The sequence below is a fragment of the Pyxidicoccus caerfyrddinensis genome (assembly GCF_010894405.1).
Taxonomy (GTDB): Bacteria; Myxococcota; Myxococcia; order Myxococcales; family Myxococcaceae; genus Myxococcus; species Myxococcus caerfyrddinensis.
In genome coordinates this window covers 346,365-363,751 of sequence record NZ_JAAIYA010000010.1, presented here as the reverse complement: position 1 = coordinate 363,751, position 17,387 = coordinate 346,365, and the positions used below count along the sequence as shown (strand labels likewise).

12 protein-coding genes and 1 pseudogene are annotated in these 17,387 nt (G+C 70.3%); 9 read left to right on the top strand and 4 right to left on the bottom strand.

Features of this window, described 5'->3' with window-relative positions:
* Nucleotides 1-83 precede the first annotated feature (83 nt).
* Both G4D86_RS25480 and G4D86_RS25475 read left to right on the top strand, forming a co-directional pair.
* Nucleotides 84-2,501: a DEAD/DEAH box helicase gene (locus tag G4D86_RS25480; RefSeq protein WP_240360467.1), complete on the top strand. Its 2,418-nt coding sequence runs from the start codon at nt 84-86 to the stop codon at nt 2,499-2,501.
* Between the two features lie 15 nt (nt 2,502-2,516).
* On the top strand, nt 2,517-4,070 hold the full coding sequence (locus G4D86_RS25475) for a ribonuclease H-like domain-containing protein (RefSeq protein WP_163996619.1): 1,554 nt from the start codon (nt 2,517-2,519) through the stop codon (nt 4,068-4,070).
* A gap of 28 nt (nt 4,071-4,098) precedes the next feature.
* Here G4D86_RS25475 and G4D86_RS25470 read toward each other — a convergent pair whose 3' ends face one another.
* Entirely contained in the window at nt 4,099-5,070 is a 972-nt protein-coding gene (locus G4D86_RS25470) for an RNA ligase family protein (protein ID WP_163996618.1), read from the bottom strand.
* A gap of 216 nt (nt 5,071-5,286) precedes the next feature.
* Between G4D86_RS25470 and G4D86_RS25465 the strand changes: the two genes are divergently transcribed.
* Nucleotides 5,287-5,811: an FKBP-type peptidyl-prolyl cis-trans isomerase gene (locus tag G4D86_RS25465; protein ID WP_205519726.1), complete on the top strand. Its 525-nt coding sequence runs from the start codon at nt 5,287-5,289 to the stop codon at nt 5,809-5,811.
* 90 nt (nt 5,812-5,901) lie between these two features.
* On the opposite strand, the gene G4D86_RS25460 is transcribed toward G4D86_RS25465, so the two are convergent.
* The 3 genes from G4D86_RS25460 to G4D86_RS25450 all read right to left on the bottom strand — a co-directional run bounded on the left by G4D86_RS25460 (nt 5,902) and on the right by G4D86_RS25450 (nt 9,597).
* On the bottom strand, nt 5,902-6,897 hold the full coding sequence (locus tag G4D86_RS25460) for a hypothetical protein (protein ID WP_240360466.1): 996 nt from the start codon (nt 6,895-6,897) through the stop codon (nt 5,902-5,904).
* Nucleotides 6,897-7,820, bottom strand: coding sequence for a bile acid:sodium symporter family protein (locus G4D86_RS25455; protein WP_163996617.1), 924 nt, complete (start codon nt 7,818-7,820; stop codon nt 6,897-6,899). The genes G4D86_RS25460 and G4D86_RS25455 overlap by 1 nt, the downstream gene beginning before the upstream one ends.
* 124 nt (nt 7,821-7,944) lie before the next feature.
* A complete protein-coding gene (locus G4D86_RS25450; protein ID WP_163996616.1) occupies nt 7,945-9,597 on the bottom strand; it encodes a M28 family metallopeptidase in 1,653 nt (550 codons plus the stop codon).
* A gap of 170 nt (nt 9,598-9,767) precedes the next feature.
* On the opposite strand from G4D86_RS25450, the gene tesB reads away from it, so the two are divergent.
* The 6 genes and pseudogenes from tesB (at nt 9,768) to G4D86_RS54160 (ending at nt 17,256) form a co-directional block, all read left to right on the top strand.
* The gene (gene tesB / locus G4D86_RS25445) at nt 9,768-10,652 is read left to right on the top strand and encodes an acyl-CoA thioesterase II (RefSeq protein ID WP_163996615.1); all 885 of its coding nucleotides are present in this window, start codon (nt 9,768-9,770) and stop codon (nt 10,650-10,652) included.
* Between the two features lie 85 nt (nt 10,653-10,737).
* Complete coding sequence (locus tag G4D86_RS25440; RefSeq protein WP_163996614.1) at nt 10,738-11,664, top strand: DUF1963 domain-containing protein; 927 nt, start codon at nt 10,738-10,740, stop codon at nt 11,662-11,664.
* 193 nt (nt 11,665-11,857) lie between these two features.
* On the top strand, nt 11,858-13,255 hold the full coding sequence (locus tag G4D86_RS25435) for a DUF1552 domain-containing protein (RefSeq protein ID WP_240360465.1): 1,398 nt from the start codon (nt 11,858-11,860) through the stop codon (nt 13,253-13,255).
* Nucleotides 13,256-13,268: 13 nt separating this feature from the next.
* Nucleotides 13,269-15,299 carry a DUF1592 domain-containing protein gene (locus G4D86_RS25430; RefSeq protein ID WP_163996613.1) on the top strand — a complete coding sequence of 677 codons (2,031 nt, stop codon included), beginning with the start codon at nt 13,269-13,271 and terminating at the stop codon, nt 15,297-15,299.
* 301 nt (nt 15,300-15,600) lie between these two features.
* A pseudogene (locus tag G4D86_RS54165) lies at nt 15,601-15,759 on the top strand (helix-turn-helix domain-containing protein); the annotation flags it as partial.
* A 798-nt stretch (nt 15,760-16,557) separates the two neighbouring features.
* The gene (locus G4D86_RS54160; RefSeq protein ID WP_338050619.1) at nt 16,558-17,256 is read left to right on the top strand and encodes a glutamine amidotransferase-related protein; all 699 of its coding nucleotides are present in this window, start codon (nt 16,558-16,560) and stop codon (nt 17,254-17,256) included.
* The last annotated feature ends 131 nt before the right edge of the window (nt 17,257-17,387 follow it).

The following is a 17,387-nucleotide window of genomic DNA, read 5'->3' as shown; positions in this document are numbered from 1 at the left end:
GGCGCGGCACCCTAGCCGAGAGTGAGCGGACACGCCGCAAGCGCGTTGTCCGCCCCGGTGTACGCCTGTACAGTGCCCGACCCATGAAGCCTGAGAAGGAAACCGACGCCTTCGGCGGGCCCCGACGCACTCCCTGGAATGCGCCTCGCGGGCTGGACGCCGTCCTCCAGGGATGGCGCTCGGACCGGCAGCTCTGGCCCTCCTTCGTGCTCGACGAGGCCACGCCCGCCAGGGCCGGCACCTTCTCGCCCGTGCCCGAGGACGTCGCCCCCCAGGTCCGCGAGGCCCTGCGCCAGCGCGGAATCGAGCAGCTCTTCTCCCACCAGGCCGAGGCCTACCGCCTGGCCCGTGCGGGGCAGAGTCTGGTCATCGCCACGCCCACCGCCTCCGGCAAGAGCCTTTGCTACAACCTGCCGCTGCTGGACCGCTTCGCCCGCGAGCCGCAGGCGCGCGCCCTGTACCTGTTCCCCACCAAGGCACTCTCACGCGACCAGGAGGAAGCCCTCCGCGCGCTGATGCGCGAGGCGGGCCTGTCCCACGGCGCGATTACCTTCGACGGGGACACTCCGGCCGATGCACGCCGGGCCGCACGTGAGCGCAGCGGCGTGCTGCTCACCAACCCGGACATGCTGCACACCGGCATCCTCCCGCACCACGCGAGCTGGGCGCGCCTGTTCTCCAACCTCCGCTACGTCGTCATCGACGAGCTGCACACGTACCGCGGAGTCTTCGGCTCGCACCTCGCCAACGTGCTGCGCCGCCTGCAGCGCGTGGCGCGCTTCCACGGTGCGGACCCGGTGTTCATCGCCGCGTCGGCCACCATCGGCAACCCACAGGCGCATGCGCGGCGGATGCTCGGGCGTGACGTAGCGCTGGTGTCCGAGAGCGGAGCCCCCACCGGCGAGCGCCGCGTCATGGTCTTCAACCCGCCCGTGGTGAACGCGGAATTGGGCATCCGCGCCAGCTACCTGAAGACGGCGGTGCGCCTGACAGCGGACCTGGTGCGCGCGGGCGTGTCCACGCTGCTGTTCGGCCAGTCGCGCAACAACATCGAGGTGATGCTCAAGTACCTCCGCGACCGCTTCGTCGAGGAGAAGCTGGACCCGTCGCTCATCCAGGGCTACCGCGGCGGCTACCTGCCGGGCACGCGCCGCGCCACGGAAGCAGCGCTGCGTGCGGGCGAGGTTCGCTGCGTGGTGGCCACCAACGCGCTGGAATTGGGCATCGACATCGGCTCGCTGGACGCGGTGGTGTGCGCGGGCTACCCGGGCTCGGTGGCCGCGCTGATGCAGCGCTTCGGCCGGGCAGGGCGGCGCGGCGCGGGAAGCCTGGCGCTCCTGGTGACGTCGAGCGCCCCGCTGGACCAGTACATGGCGTCGGACCCGCGCTTCCTCATCGGCGCGCCCGTGGAGCACGCGCGCATCGACCCGGACAACGTGGAGATTCTCGTCCAGCACCTCAAGTGCGCCTCGTTCGAGCTGCCCTTCGAAGAGGGTGAGCCCTTCGGAGACGTGCCGCCCGAGTCGACGGCGGAGGCGCTCGGCTTCCTCGCGCAGCACGAGGTGGTGCACCCCACCGTGGGCGAAGCGGGCAAGCGCGTGTTCCACTGGTCCACGGATGCGTACCCGGCCAACCACGTGTCGCTGCGCAGCGTGGGCTGGGACAACGTCGTCATCATCGAGCGCGGCACGGACCGGACGCTGGCGGAGATGGACTTCCGCTCGGCGCACACGATGCTGCACGAGCAGGCCATCTACCAGCACGAGGGCGAGCAGTACCAGGTCGAGCAGTTCGACTACGAGAACCACAAGGCCTACGTGCGCAAGGTGGCGCCGGACTACTTCACCGATGCGATGACGTACGTGCGCGTGCACGTCATCCAGGAGGACCAGGCCGCGCCGATGGGACCGGACCTCCACGCGGGCATGGGCGAGGTCAGCGTCATCGAGAAGGTCGTGGGCTACAAGAAGATCAAGTACCACACGCACGAGAACGTGGGTTACGGCGACGTGGCCCTGCCGGAGATGCAGATGCACACCACGTCGCTCTGGCTGACGGTGCCGGAGTCCGTGGTGCGCTCGATGCGCGCGCCCCGGCCCTCGGTCATCGACGCGCTGCGCGGAGTGACGAATGCGCTGCGCACGGTGGCGTGCGTGGGGTTGATGATCGACCCGAGGGACGTGGGCAAGACGCTCGGCAGCCGCGACGATGCGGAGGGCCCGCCGCGCAAGGATGGCGGCGTGGGCTTCGACCCGACCATCTTCCTCTACGACAACATGCCCGGCGGCGTGGGGCTGGCCGCGCGGCTCTATGACCAGCGCGACGAATTGCTGCTGCGCGCACGCAGGCTGCTGGAGTCGTGCCCTTGCGAGGAGGGTTGTCCCGCGTGCATCGGTCCGGCCGCGGGGGCGACGCCCGGGAATGCACCGGTGGAGCCGTTCTCCCGCAAGCGGCTGGGGCTCGACGTCCTGTCGGCGCTCGGCGTCGCGGGGATGCAGTAGGCGGAGGGCCGGCCCATGGACCTCAAGAGCAAGCTGGCTCGGTTGAATGGCGTGGGCCCCGGTGGCAGGGCTCCGGCGAAGCCTTCAGCCAATATTGCCGCTGAGGGACAGGCGCCAGCCGCGCCCCCGGCTCCGGCGGAGCCGCGCGAGGAGGCGAGTCCGACGGCCCTCACCGCGAAGCCGGACCTCGTCTCCACGGCGAGCGTGCCCCGCTGGAACGCGGGCTCTGCTGCACCTGTCGCACCTATCGCCGCACCGCATGCGGAGGGCGCCACCGGCGCCGAGCCCTCGCGTCCGCAGGACCCACGCATCGCCTCCCTGCGCCAGTTGCTCGCGGACTGGTCGCAGCGGCAGGAGACCTCCTCCGCGCGCCGGGCCCAGGCTCCTGCACCGCCGCCTCCCGGCCCGCTGCCCGTGGAGTCGCGCTCGACGACGTTCGGCACCGTGCATGTCTCCGACCGCCTCCTGTCCCCCGAGCATCACCACGGCAGCGCACCCCTCGCGGGAGCCCTGGACGTGGAGGGCGAGCTCGTCGCCAGCCTTGCGCTGCAGGCGGAGCTCGCGGGCGTGGACTTCCAGCGGATGCTCTTCCTGGACACGGAGACGACAGGCCTCGCGGGCGGCACGGGCACGGTGCCCTTCCTCGTGGGCCTCGCCTGGTTCGAGGGCCGCTCCCTGCGCGTGCACCAGCTCTTCCTGCGACGGCTCGGAGAAGAGTCCCCCATGCTCCGCGTGCTTGCGGACCGCATGGCGCAGTCGTCCTGCCTGGTGACGTTCAACGGCAAGAGCTTCGACTGGCCACTGCTCCGCACGCGCTTCGTGCTCAATCGCGTGCCCACGCCCGCTGAGTTGCCCCACCTGGACCTGCTGCACTGCGCCCGCCGCGTCTTCAAGCACCGGGGCTCCGGCGCGCGGCTGGTGCACATGGAAGAGACCGTCCTCGGGCACCGCCGCATCGGCGACGTGGATGGCGCGCTCATCCCCGACCTGTACTTCCGCTTCCTGCGGGGAGGGGACGGCTCCGCGCTGACGCCCGTGCTGGAGCACAACGTCAACGACCTGCTGCTCCTGGCCGCGCTCCTCGGCGAGCTGGTGCGGCGCTTTCGCGCGGGTGGCACGGGCGCCTCGGTGCCCGCGAGCGAGGATCCGCGAGACCTGCTGGGCTTCGCCGGTGTAGCCCTCCGCGCTCGCGACTATGCACGGGCGCAGGCCTTCGCCCGGGCGGCGGCCGCGGGGGACAAGGGAGCGGTGGGCGTCGAGGCCCTGGCCCTGGCCTCCCGCCTGTCCCGCAAGGCGGGCGACCCGGCCGCCGCGGCCACGCACTTGCACCAGGCGCTCCACGCCGCCCGGGGCTTCCAGGCGGCGAGCCTCCACCTGGAGCTGACCAAGCTCTACGAGCATGCCCTCAAGGACCTGCCGCGAGCCCTGCAGCATGCGAGGCTCTCCGCCGCGGCCGAGCTGCCCGAGGACCACCAGCGCCGCGTCGCGCGCCTGGAGGCACGGCTGGCCCGCCTGGCCCGGGCCTACCCGCTGGACCTCTCCGCGCGGCCTCAGCGCTCCGACTCGTGAGCGGAGCGCCGGGGCCGATACAGGACGCCTACCGGAGCGCCGCGTCCACCTCCGGCGCGGCGCGCTCCCGGAGGCTGGCGTCCAGCCGCTCCTCGTCGGCGGACGTGAGCGCGCGGTACGCGGTGGGGAACGCCAGCTCCAGGTCCACCCGCACGTCCAGCACCACCTCGTCGAGCACCGCCGCCCGCGAGTCCCGGCCGCACTTGGACACCGCGCTCGCGATGCGCGCGGGGTTGATTAGCCGCTCCGCCCAGGCCCGCAGCTCCTCCGGCGACAGCCGCTGCCCCGCGTCCCAGGCGGCGCTCTCGTCGAAGCGTGCCTCGTCGAACTCCTCGATCTTCCGCTTCCAGGCCATGCGCTGGCCCGGCGCCGCGCGCGCGTCCGCCTTGATGACCAGGCCCTCGGCCACGTTGCCCGCGAGCGGCGGAAGGCCGAGCAGGGCAGGGACTCGCGTCGTGGCACGCGTCGGGACGGTGCCCATCTCGGAGCGAGGCCCACGCCGCACCACCGGCGGCGTCAGCAGCCGCGCCTCGCGGGCCAGCGCCTCCACCTCGTGATGGGCCAGCAACACGCCTTCGTCCTCTTCCGAGCCGGCCACGAGCACGTCGAAAACCGCCCACCGCAGGTCCGGCGCATACCAGATGCCGGTCTGCACGGGCGCCATCCCGGGCACCGCGGGCACGTCCGGGTGCGGGTACCGGCCGCCGAAGAGCTCCCCGTACAGGTACACGTCGCGTCCCTCGCCGCCCACGGCGCGGGCCACCCGCAGGGCGCTGTCGGTCAGCTCCGCGCGCAGGAGCTGCCAGCCGAAGAACGCCTCATCGTCGGCCAGCCAGGCCTTCCGCTTGCCGAACCGGACCGCTCCCTCGCGCACGCCGCGGACACCCACAACGAGCTGCGCGCCATGGAGCTTCTCCAGCGCGACCCAGATGCCCCCCGGGCCGGCGCGGTCCTTCACCTCACGGGAAGCGGGCATCTTCAGGAAGGGACGGAAGCGCATGGCACCCTCGGAGCGGCCGGCACCGGGAGGGTGCCGCGCGAGCCCTCCGGACGTGCGTCTCCTGTCCTGGCTGACTCCCTCCGCCAGTGCGGGCGCGGGTGTCCGGCATTCCTCCTTCGCCGGAATCGAACAGAACCCGGGGAAGGGACGCTCGCTCCATTGTCAGACAGGCACATCATTGAGGCATGTGCCATCGCCGTGCGCTATGAGGGCCCCATGAAAATTACCAAGGACAGCGTCGTCTCCATCGATTTCCGGCTCCACCTCGGTGACGGAAAGGCGGTGGACGAGAGCGAGCCCGGCGAGCCGCTCGTCTACCTGCAAGGGCACGAGGAAATCGTCCCCGGCCTGGAGAAGGTGCTGGAGGGCAAGACCAAGGGTGACACCCTCCAGGTCACCGTCACCCCCGACGAGGGCTATGGCGACTACGACCCGGACGGCCTCGAGGAGGTCCCCCGCACCGAGTTCCCCGACGGGCTGGGGCTGGTGGCCGGCGGCGTGCTCAGCGCCACCGACCCGGACGGTGATGAGGTGGACTTCTTCATCAAGGAAGTGAAGGGCGACACCATCCTGGTGGACTTCAACCACCCGCTGGCTGGCAAGACGCTCCACTTCGACGTCACCGTGCGCGACGTGCGCACCGCGACGGCCGAGGAGCTCGAGCACGGTCACGCCCACGGCCCGCACGACGACCACGACCACGATCACGACGACGGCCACGACGAGGACGCGAAGCCCTGACGGCACGGCCTTCCGGCCCGAAGAGACGAAGCCCGTGGCACGTCCCCGGACTGAGGGAACGGGCCACGGGAACACCTGTCCGGGAGGACTCTATCTTCCGCCGAGCAGGTCGGAGGTGAAGGAGAAGCCGGTGGCGATGTACGGCATCGCGCCCTCGCGGTTCGGGTGCTTGAGGTACCACGCGACGTTGACGAAGAGCGTGGGCCGGTTGAACGTCGTGCCCTCGCGCGTGTGGAAGGCATAGGCGGCCAGGGCGCCGATGCGCATGTGGCTGTTGTCCGGCTTCACGGCGCCCGCGCCCGCCTCGTCGTATTGCGGCCACACGGCGCTGAACCTGGCGCCGAGGGTGAGCTGCGGGGACGCCAGCATCATCAGGTCGGAGTCGTTGGTGAAGACCCAGCCCTTGCCGGGGACGAGCGTGTCGAGGAACGCGTCGTAGAAGGCCGCGGTGTCTCCCTCCTTCAGGTCCACGTTCCAGTACTCGATGGACACCTTGCTGCGCACCACGAAGTTGCTCACCTTCGCCTGCAGCGTCGGCTCCAGCATGAAGTGCATGCCGTTGGTGCTGTACGCGTTGTCCTCGGTCGTGCTGCGCGAGTCGTCCGAGAAGTCCGCCAGCGGGTTCGGATAGGACTGGAGGAAGCCGAACAGGCCGAAGTAGCGGGCGTACTCGGCGGTGGCCTTCAGGTTGAACACGGCGATGGGCTGGAACCCCACCTCCGCTCCCACTCGCGTGGCGGCCGGGTTGAGCTTCACGGCCACGCCGCCGTTGATGAACGTGTCGCGGAACAGCGGCGACTCACTGTCGGAGAGCCGCTTCTGGAGGATGAGGCGATTCTGCGACTCGATGCCGATGGGGTTGGCGCGCAGGAAGTTGGCGTTGGCGAAGTAGAGCCGGAGGTTCGGCGCCATGGGTGGGCCGGCCGGGGCGGTGTCTGCCGTGGGCGCGGCCGTCTGCGGGACTTCCGGCGTGGCTGACTGCGGGGTCTCCGGGGCTGCGGTGCCCTCCTGTGCAGCGGCCGGGGCGGCGAGACCGAGACACAGGGACAGCGTGAGCATCGACATGGAGGTACGCATCATCTTCATTACGACACCTTCTCCGGATTGGAGCTGGGGGTGGGGGACACTTCGGGGAGGTCTGTCGCGTTGGTGTGGCCCCGGCTCACGAAGAAGCCGAAGGCGGCGGCGGTGAAGTACATGACGAGGCTGTAGATGGCGGGCGGTATCGCCATCGTGGGATTGGCGAGCAGCGTGGGGCTGAGGGCAATCGCCATCGCGAGCATCCCGTTGTGGATGCCAATCTCCATGCCGATGGCCACCGCCTGCTTCCGCGGCAGCCGGATCAGCAGCGGCACGCAGTAGCCCACCAGCATGCTGGCCACGTTGAAGGCGAGCGCGGCGGGACCCACCTGCTGGAAGTAGCCGAGGGCGTTCTCCCGCTCCTGGTAGACGGCGCCGCCGATGACGGCGAGGAGGAACAGGACGGACAACAGACGGATGGGCCGGTCCAGCTTCTGCGCCAGCCCCGCGCGGCGAGAGCGGACGAACATCCCCACGCACACCGGCCCCAGGACGATGACGAAGACCTGGACGACCTTGGCGAACTGCATGGGCACCGCGCGCCCTTCGCCCAGGAAGTGCGTCATCGACAGGTTGATGATGAGGGGCAGGGTGAAGAGCGTGAGCGCGCTGTTCACCGCCGTCAGCGTGATGTTGAGCGCGACGTCGCCTCGCGCCAGGTGGCTGAAGAGGTTCGCCGTCGCCCCGCCCGGTGAGGCGGACAGCAGCATCAACCCCACCGCCAATTCGGGCGGAAGGTTGAACGCGTGTGCCACCAGCGCGCACACGACGGGCAGCAGCAACATCTGGCACACCAGCCCGACGAGCACCGCGCGCGGATAGACGATGACGCGCTTGAAATCCTCGAGGGTCAGCGACAGCCCGAGGCCCAGCATGATGATGCCCAGGGCCACGGGCATCAGGACCCCGGTGAACACGTTGGCCTGCATTCGCCCCCCCTTGCAATGTCCAGCGTTGGACGGAGGAGCGTCTCAAAATCAGGCGACCCGCTTCAAGCCACCCCCCCCGTAATCAGTGGATGGCTCGTTGCGTCAGTGTTTCAGCCGGTAGGGCCTACGGTGTCAGGAGCGCACCACCCCGGCTGCCGGTGGTGTCGAAGCGGCGGAAGAAGCTGTCCGCATTCCAGCGTGGGCGCTCGGGAGCGTCTGCCACGGTACGAGTCAGGCCCGCGAGCAGTCGGACGAACTCCGCCGCGCCTTGCTTGTCCATGGGCTGGGCCAGGTCATCCGACGGCGCGTGGTAGCGGTCCATGTACCAGGTCTTGAAAATCTTCTCCTCCGGCGAGCCCTTGTCGAAGCCGAACTTGAAGGCGAGCGCGGGCACGCCCTTGAGGATGAAGGAGTACTGGTCGCTGCGGATGAAGCGCATCTGGTTGGGGTCGGGATCCTCCACGAGCTTCACCTCGTGCTCCGCGGTCACCTGCCGCAGCGCCGTGCCGAGCGTGGACTCCTCCTGGCCCAGGCCCATCAACTGCTTCAGCGGGAAGAGGGGCAGGAACATGTCCAGGTTGAAGTCGGCCACCATGTTCTCGGTGGGCACGGGTGGCCGCGCGGAGAGGTACTTCGAGCCGAGCAGTCCCTTCTCCTCGCCCGTCACCAGCGCGAACAGCACCGAGCGCTTCGGCTTCGCGGCCTGGAGCGCTCGCGCCACCTCCAGCACCGCGGCCACGCCCGTCGCGTTGTCCATGGCGCCGTTGTAGATGCGGTCGCCCTTCACGGGCTCGCCGACGCCCACGTGGTCCAGGTGCGCGGAGAGGACGACGTACTCCTTCGCCAGCACCGGGTCGCTTCCGGGCAGCACGCCCACCACGTTGGCGGACTTCACCGGCGCGTTGACGAACTCGGCGCGGGCCTTGAGGCGCACGGGCAGCTCGAACCGGGGCAGCGGCTTGTCCGCGTCCGCGAGCGCGAGGATGTCCTTGTAGCGGTGCGGGCTGCCGGCGAAGAGCTGCTCGGTGCGCTCGGCGTTGAAGGTGACGGCGATCTTCATCCCCTGGCCCTCGTTGAGGGACGGGTCCGCGAACTGCATCGCCGGCTTCTTGCGGGCTCCGGCGACGCGAGACCAGGGAACCTCGAGGTGCTTGGGGTTCTGGAGGACGATGACGCCCACCGCGCCCGCCTTCTTCAGCGCCTTCGTGCGCTCGGCGCTGGAGGCATGGTGGGCGCGCAGCGGGCCGGCGATGCTGGACGGGCCGCCGTGGAGGAGGACGGCGACCTTGCCCTGGAGGTCCAGGCCCGCGAAGTCGTCATGGCCCGCCTCGGGGACGGACAGGCCGTAGCCCACGAACACCAGCGGGGCGTCCACGGTGCCCGTCTCGCCCGAGCGCGAGGAGATGATGGCGTCCGTGCCCAGGACGAGCGGCGTCTCCTTGCCGTTGCGCACGAGGGCCAGGCGTGAGTGCTCCTCCACCAGCCGGCGCGACACCAGCTCCATCTCCTGGAGGTACGAGTCGCCGGCCGCGGGCTTCACCCCGAGCGCGGCGAGCTGCTCGGAGACGTACGCGGCGGCCTTGCGGTACTCCTCGCTGCCGGTGTCCCGTCCCTGCATGGCGTCACTGGCGAGGAAGCGGACGTGGCCCCACCAGCGCTCCGCCTCGGGGGAGAGGGCAGGGGCTGGCGAGGTCTTCGCGGCCGCCGGGGGAGCGCCGGCATGGACGGCCGGCGCGGCGAGAAGGGCAAGCACGGGCAGGAGCGGGGGACGGAGCATGAGGTGGGCTCGCTTGGGGTAGGGCCGGGACGGGGCCGCGCGGCGGGAACATAGAAGACGGCGCCGCATTCCGCTGTGAGAGGCGCCCGGGGTCCGGGTCCGATTCTCGACGAAGGGCTGGCACCGCCGCCCGAGACATCGACACCCGAGGTCGACTAGGACGGGAGACCATGAGTCGAGTGCTGGATGAGTTGCTGGAGCTCCTCAAGCTGGAGCCCATCGAGGAGAACCTCTTCCGCGGCCGGAGCCAGGACCTGGGCTTCCGCAACCTCTTCGGCGGTCAGGTGCTGGGGCAGGCGCTGTCGGCGGCCAGCCAGACGGTGACGCCGGAGCGCCACGTCCACTCGCTGCACGGCTACTTCCTGCGCGCCGGAGACGCGAGCCTGCCCGTCGTCTACACGGTGGACCGCGTGCGCGACGGCGGCAGCTTCACCACGCGCCGCATCGTCGCCATCCAGAAGGGCCAGCCCATCTTCACGCTGATGGCGTCCTTCCACGGCGACGAGCCGGGCTTCTCGCATCAGGCCGCCATGCCCCAGGTACCCGGACCCGAGGAGCTGCCCACGGACCTGGAGTTGCTGCGCCGCCAGGCCCACCTCATCCCCGAGCGGCTGCGCGAGAAGTTCCTCTGCGACAAGCCGATTGAGATTCGCCCGGTGGCGTACGTGGACCCGTTCCATCCCGACAAGCGCGAGCCCATCAAGCACGTCTGGTTTCGCGCGGACGGCAACCTGCCGGATGACCCGCAGGTGCACCGGTACGTGATGGCCTACGCGTCCGACTTCAACCTCATCAGCACCGCGCTGCTGCCGCACGCCACCAGCTTCTTCCAGCCGCACATCCAGGGCGCCAGCCTGGACCACGCCCTCTGGTTCCATGGGGACCTGAAGGTGAATGACTGGCTGCTGTACTCCATGGACAGCCCCTGGGCCGGCAACGCGCGCGGCCTGTCGCGAGGGAACATCTTCACCCGTGACGGGCGACTGGTGGCCTCGGTGGCGCAAGAGGGGCTGCTGCGCATCGTCGAGAAGGGCGAGAAGAAGCGCGGCGGCTGAGGGCACGGCCTCGCCAACCTGCCCTGACGGGCAGCCCTCGAAATCCTCGGGCGGTGTGGCCGGGGGGCATGGCACGATGCGGGCAGTGAAGAACCTCCGGGTCACGCTGATTGCCCTCGCCGCGTGGACGGCGGCCTCCACGGCGCTCGTCACGCTGCTCCCGCTCGAGCGGGCCATGCCCTACCTGTTGCTGGGCCTGCTCATCCCGGTGGCCGTCTTCGGGGTGGAGCGGTTCCGGAGCCCGCCTCGCGAAAAGGCCCGTCCCATTTCCGACCCCGTCACGCCCATGCCCGTGGAGGCACTCACCGAGGAGAACCTGCGCCGCGCCTTCGGCGACGACGGCGTGGCCCATGCGTGGGTGCCGAAGCTGGAGGAGTCGCCCGCGCACGTCGACGCGCTGGAGCGGCTGGGAGGCCCGCCCGCCTTCCTCGCCCCCGTGGAGTGGCCGCGCTGCCGGCACTGTGGCCAGCCGCTCACCTTCGTCATGCAACTCGCGGTGGGGCCCGAGCGGCCGCTGCGCCATCCGCAAGAAGGTCTCCTCTACGTGTTCCTCTGCCAGCGCGTGGACGTGAATGCGACGGAGGGCGCCATCTGTCCCTGCCATGACGTGGACCTGGGCGCGGAGCGCTGCTTCGTGCAGACGCGGCCCGCCGGCCCGCTGGGCGTCACCGTGGTGCCCACGGGCCCGCGGCTCGCGAAGTCGCACGTGGTGGTGTCGTGGGAATCGCGCCCCTCGGTGCGGATGCCCGCCGGCGTCGCGACGCCCGAGCAGTACAGCCTGTACGCCGCCATGTCCGGCTGGCTCGACATCCAGGTGGGCGGCTTCGCGGACTGGGTGCAGGACGAGGCCACCCCGGGCCCTTGCTCCTGCGGAGCGCCGCGTGAGTTGGTGCTCCAGTTCGCCGAGTTCGAGGACGACCTCAACCTCGGAGGCGCCGGCCGCGCCTACGTCTTCGCCTGCTCCGCGCGCCACGCGCCCGACGCGTTCTCCCTGTTCTGGCAGACGGCGTGAGTCCGTGTAGGGCCTGAGGCGTCGCACGCTTCCCCGGCCGGGGTCGACACCCCACACCGAACTGTGGGGTCGACTCTACCCACCCACACCCGATAATCCACAGAGGCTGCAACTCTCCGGGACTCTTGGGGTTTTCCGGACATGGCACCCGCATTGCTCACTGCGTCGACGGCTCACACCCCCGAGGCAATGCGTGTCGAAATCGAAATCCTGGGAGCTCTCCCGCCGGAGCGTGCTGCGAGGCGCCGCGGGCGCGGTGCTCGCGCTCCCATGGCTGGAGGCCATGGCGCCGTCGGTGGCGCGAGCGCAGGCCGCCGGTGGCAAACCCCCGCTGCGCTTCGTGGGCATGTTCCACTCCGCGGGCGTCATCCCGGACCAGTGGTTCCCCACCGCGGAGGGCTCGGGCTACGCGCTGCCCGCGAGCCTCTCCCCGCTGGAGACGGTGAAGGGCGACGTGCTGGTGCTGAGCGGACTGCGGCTCGGCGCGTGGGACTACTTTGAGAAGACGCACGAGGGCGGCTTCTGGATGATGCTCACCGCCAGCGAGCACATCACCGCGGGCGCCACGGACTCCATCGACCAGGTGATTGCCAGCGCCACCGCCTCGCAGGTGCGCGTGCCGTCGCTCACGCTGAGCGTGGAGAACAACGGCTACTACAACCCGGGCTACCAGGACGCGAATGGTGACGGGTACATCGACCCGAAGACGTCGTCCTACGACGACACTCAGGACCACTGCGGCGGCGGCGAGCAGTGCATGGTCTCCTTCGCGCGGGGCCAGCGGCTGCCCAACGTCTACAACCCGCGCGTGCTCTTCACCCGGCTGTTCGGCTCGCTGACGTCGACGGGGCCCACGGAAGCCGAGCGGCGCATCTGGACGTACCGCCGCAGCGTGTTGGACCGCGTGACGTCCCAGGCGAAGTCGCTGCAGGGGAAGCTCGGCCAGGCAGATCAGCTCCGGTTGGACGAGTACCTGTCCGGCATCCGCGCGATTGAGCAGTCCATCCAGAAGGCGGAGCAGGGCAATCCGGCGCCCGCGTGTACTCCGGGAGCCCAACCCGTGGGCATCCCCATGGACCGCACCGCGTACGCGGACCTGATGTGCGACCTCATCGTGAAGGCGTTCGAGTGCGATGCCACGCGAGTGGCCACGCTGATGCTCGGCATGTGCGTGAGCCCGATGACCTTCACCGTGAATGGCCGGACCTTCTCGCACCACGGAGACGCGTCACACCACGGCAATGACCCGGTGAAGAAGGCCGCCAAGGTGGAGATAGACAGGTGGCAGGTGGCGCGGCTCGCGCGCCTCGTGCAGCGGCTGAAGGCGGTGCCCGAAGGGGAGGGCACGACGCTGCTGGACAACGTGGCCGTCTACTACTCGAGCGACATCTCCAACAGCGACTGGCACAACCACTACGAGATGCCCGTCATCCTCGCGGGCCGAGCGGGCGGCGCCTTCCGGACGGGACGGCACCTGCGCGCGCAGGACAAGCGGTGTGGCGATGTCCTGTTGTCCATCCTCCAGGCCTTCGGCATTCCGCGCGGCGGCTTCGGTCCGCTCGCGCAGGGGCCGCTGTCCGGACTGGCGTGAGGGGAGGGGAACCATGCGCTCATCCACACTGCTCTTCGGACTGCCGCTGCTGCTCATCTCCTGCTCGGGCGACAAGCCCGTCGGGCCCCCGACGGAGGAACCTTCCGCGCTGAATTGCTCGGACGGGGCCCATGCCCTGCGCCGCCTCAACCGCGCCGAGTACGACAACACCGTGAGGGACTTGCTCGGTGAAACGAGCCGTCCCGCGTCCACCTTCCCGGCGGACCCCACCGGCACGGGCTTCGACAACGAGGCGAGCCTGCTCAGCGTGTCGCCCGCGCTGGTGGAGGCGTACGAGGCCACCGCGGGCCGCCTCATCGACCAGGCGTGGGCGCGCGACGTGGCCGCGAGCACGTCGGGCGCCGCGGTGCGCATCGAAGCGGAGACTGCCAGCGCCACCACGGGCGCGGCCGAGTCGAACGGCACCGTGTGGAACCTCTGGTCCAACGGCGACCTGACGGCCACCTTCAACTTCGCGAGGGCAGGGGACTACCAGCTCTCCGTGCGTGCGTGGGGCACGCAGGCGCCACCGGACCCGGTGAAGATGGAGTGGCTGCTGGACGGCACGGTGGTGGCGTCGCTCGACGTGCCCGCCACCACGCCCACGCTCTACACGCGGCAGGTGAAGGTGACGGCGCCCGGGCAGAAGCGCTTCGCCGTGCGCTTCACCAACGACACGTATGACCCGAACACGTCCACGGACCGAAATCTCCTGGTGGACTGGCTGGAGGTGACGGCGCCGGCTCCGACGGGTGGCACCGCCGAGCGGGCCCTGCGCGTGTGCGAGCCGGCCCAGGTGGGAGAGCAACCGTGCGCGCGGCAGATGGTGGAGCGGCTCGCGCGCCGCGCATGGCGTCGCCCCGCGACGGAGGCCGAAGTGGCGGAGTTGATGGGCGTGTACTCGCTCGTGCGCACCTCGGGAGACGGCTTCGAGCTGGCGGCGAAGTTCGCGCTCCGGGGCGTGCTGCTGTCGCCGCACTTCCTCTTCCAGGTGGTGGAGACGCCGGCACCGGACTCCGGCAGGCGCGAGCTGACGAGCCGTGAGCTGGCCTCGCGCCTGTCTTACTTCCTCTGGAGCAGCCAGCCCGACGCGGAGCTGGCGACGCTGGCGGACGAGGACCGGCTGAAGGACCCGGCGGTGCTGGAGGCGCAGGTGCGGCGCATGCTGAAGGACTCGCGCTCCGAGGCGCTGGTGCAGAACTTCGCGGGACAGTGGCTGGGGCTGCGACAGGTGGACGGCATCAGCCCCGACCCGGCCCTCTTCCCCAATGTGAACACCGCGCTGAAGCAGGCGATGCGCGAGGAGGGCGAGAGCTTCTTCCGCGCCTTCCTCCGAGAGGACCGCAGCGCGCTGGACCTGCTGGATGCGGACTTCACCTTCGTGAATGACCGCCTCGCGGACTACTACGGGCTGCCCCGGCCGGGCTCGGCGTCGGCGTCGCGCGTGGCCGTCGCCAACGGGCGGCGCGGAGGACTGCTCGCGCAGGCGGGGTTGCTGGCGCAGTCATCGCTCGCCACGCGGACCTCGCCGGTGCGCCGGGGCAAGTGGGTGCTGGGGCGGCTGTTGTGCCAGGAGCCACCACCGCCACCGCCGGGTGTGGAGGCCCTGCCCACGACGCTGCCCGCCGGGGCCACGCTGCGGCAGATTACGGAAGCGCACCGCGCGAATCCCTCGTGCGCGGGGTGCCACAACCTGCTGGACCCCATCGGCTTCGGGCTGGAGAACTACGACGCGGCCGGGGCCTGGCGCGACGTGGACAACGGCTCACCGGTGGACGCGGCGGGCAACTTCCAGGGCGTCGCGTTCCAGGGGCCGAGGCAGCTCGCCACCATCCTCAAGGAGGACCCCGAGTTCGCGAAGTGCATGAGCCGCAAGGCCCTGGCCTACGGGCTCGGCCGCGAGCTGACGGAAGCAGACTGGCCCGTGGTGCGCAGCGTGGACGAGCGCTTCGCCCAGGGAGGACACCGGCTGCCGGAACTGCTCGTGGCCGTCGCGATGAGCGAGAGCTTCCGCAACCGCTGCCCCGTGCCCGCGGAGCAGTGAACCCGGGCTCAGTCCCACCCACGGGGAGCGCTTCCTCAACCGCTGCCCCGTGCCGCCCACTGCCCCTGTACCCAGCCACCCGGGCCCACCACGCCGCGAGGCCTCAGTCCGTTGAACCCGAGCCGGAGCTCGAGGCCCCCGAACGCCCAACACCCTCAGGCGGGATGCGCTTGCGGTGCGCACGACCCGGGGCGTTGCCCCGAGCTGCACCCAATGTCAGACCCACCCGGTAGACAGGTGCACGCGGAAGGAACGTTCGTTCCGGCTGGCAGCCGCGTGGGTGCGGGGAGGGGGACGGAGCATGTGGTTTCTGGAAATGATGCACGCTGGTTCCATGCGCGACGCGGCGGCACTTCTGGCGCGGCGAGGGTACGACAACGTGCAGGCCTGCGAGCTGGCCGGGGCCATGCGCATGTCGGTGGGCACCTTGTACCGGCGCTATGGCAGCAAACAGGGCCTTGCCCTGGCGGTGCGGGACTACACCGAGAAGCAGCTCAGCTACCAGGCCGACGTCGAGTTCTTCATGAAGCATGAGCGACCGGGCGTGGACTATTTCGGCGCCTTCCACGCCTTCTGGTGGGCACTGGCCATGTGGGCGATTCACGAGCCGGCCCTCTTCGGCTTCACCTTTCTGCACTGGCATGCGCAGGCCCATGGTCCCGACTCGCCACCCACGCCCTGGCCCCGGATTCCGGGCGCTCTCCTTCCGGAGTCGAACGGAGGAGCCACCCGGGCACTGGTGCGGCAGGTGCTGGAGACGGGCGAGAAAGAGGGAGTGCTGGCGCCTGGCTGTGCCCGCGTGGGAGAGGGGCTGGTATGGGGCGCGCTGCTGGAACTGTCGCGCTCGGTCCAGCAGGGCTTCGAGGTGGGCGAAGCCGAAGTGCTCGCCTCGGCGGATGCCCTCTGGCGTGCTCTGGCGCGTGCAGACGACTCCGGCCCCAGCGGCGCCGGCACTCCTTCCCCAGGGACGGAGGAACCCCCGCCTGGGACACCCGGTGGCCTCGCGGCGACAACCGTCCCCGCGGCGCCAGTGGGGCCGGTGACCCACGCACGCCCTGCAATCTCAGAAGGACATCCGCCGGCCGCGCTCCCAGAGGAACGCGCCGAGGGAGCCCGCGAGCACGTCGAGCATGATGCCGACTCTTTCCCTGTCGCCTCGTGGGTGTCTCGGCGATTCGCGGCGAGCAGCCTGACTGCGTGCGAAGAGTGTGTTCGGTCGTCTAGGCTCGCGCGCGATTCCCGGACGGAGGTCACGACGATGCGCGCGGTGGTGTTCCAGCACGAGGATCATGAGGGCGTCGGCCTGCTGGGGCCGGTGCTGGAAGAAGTGGGCTTCACGCTGGTGAATCGGTTCCGCGCGGTGCGCCGCGAGGACGTCGACGCGGACCTCGTGGTGGTGATGGGCGGCCCCATGGGCGTGTACGAGGCGGACCAGCACCCCTTCCTCCACGACGAGCTGGCGCTCCTCACCGAGCGGCTCGCCAACGAGCGCCCGTGCCTGGGTATCTGCCTGGGCGCGCAGCTCCTCGCGTCCGCCGCGGGGGCCGAGGTCTTCGCCGGAAAAAATGGCTTCGAGGTGGGCGCCGCCCCCGTCCGCTGGACGCAGGAAGGGTTGAAGGACCCGGTGATTGCCGGCGTGCGCCCCAAGACGGTGGTGGCGCACTGGCACGGAGACACCTTCAAGCCCGTGCCCGGCGCCACGCTGCTGGCCTCCACGGACCGCTACTCGCAACAGGCCTTCCGATTCGGCACGTCCTACGGCTTCCAGTTCCACCTGGAGCTGACCGCCGCGGAGCTGGGGCGCTGGTACGACATCGAGGCGGAGGACCTCCAGCAGCGCGGCAAGGACCTCCAGGAGCTGAAGTCCCAGCTCCCCAAGCTCAAGGCCGCCGAGGCGGAGAACACCGAGTTGCTCCAGCGCCTCGCGCAACACTTCGCGGAAGCCGCCGGGCGCTAAGCCATCCGGGGTAGATCTTTGCCTACCCTACGAGGGCTTGCCTCCACCTCCGTGGCTGGCCGGCCGATTTGTCGCCTCTCTACGTGACGTCGCGTGACGAATCCCTGAGACATCCGCCGCGTCACAACCGA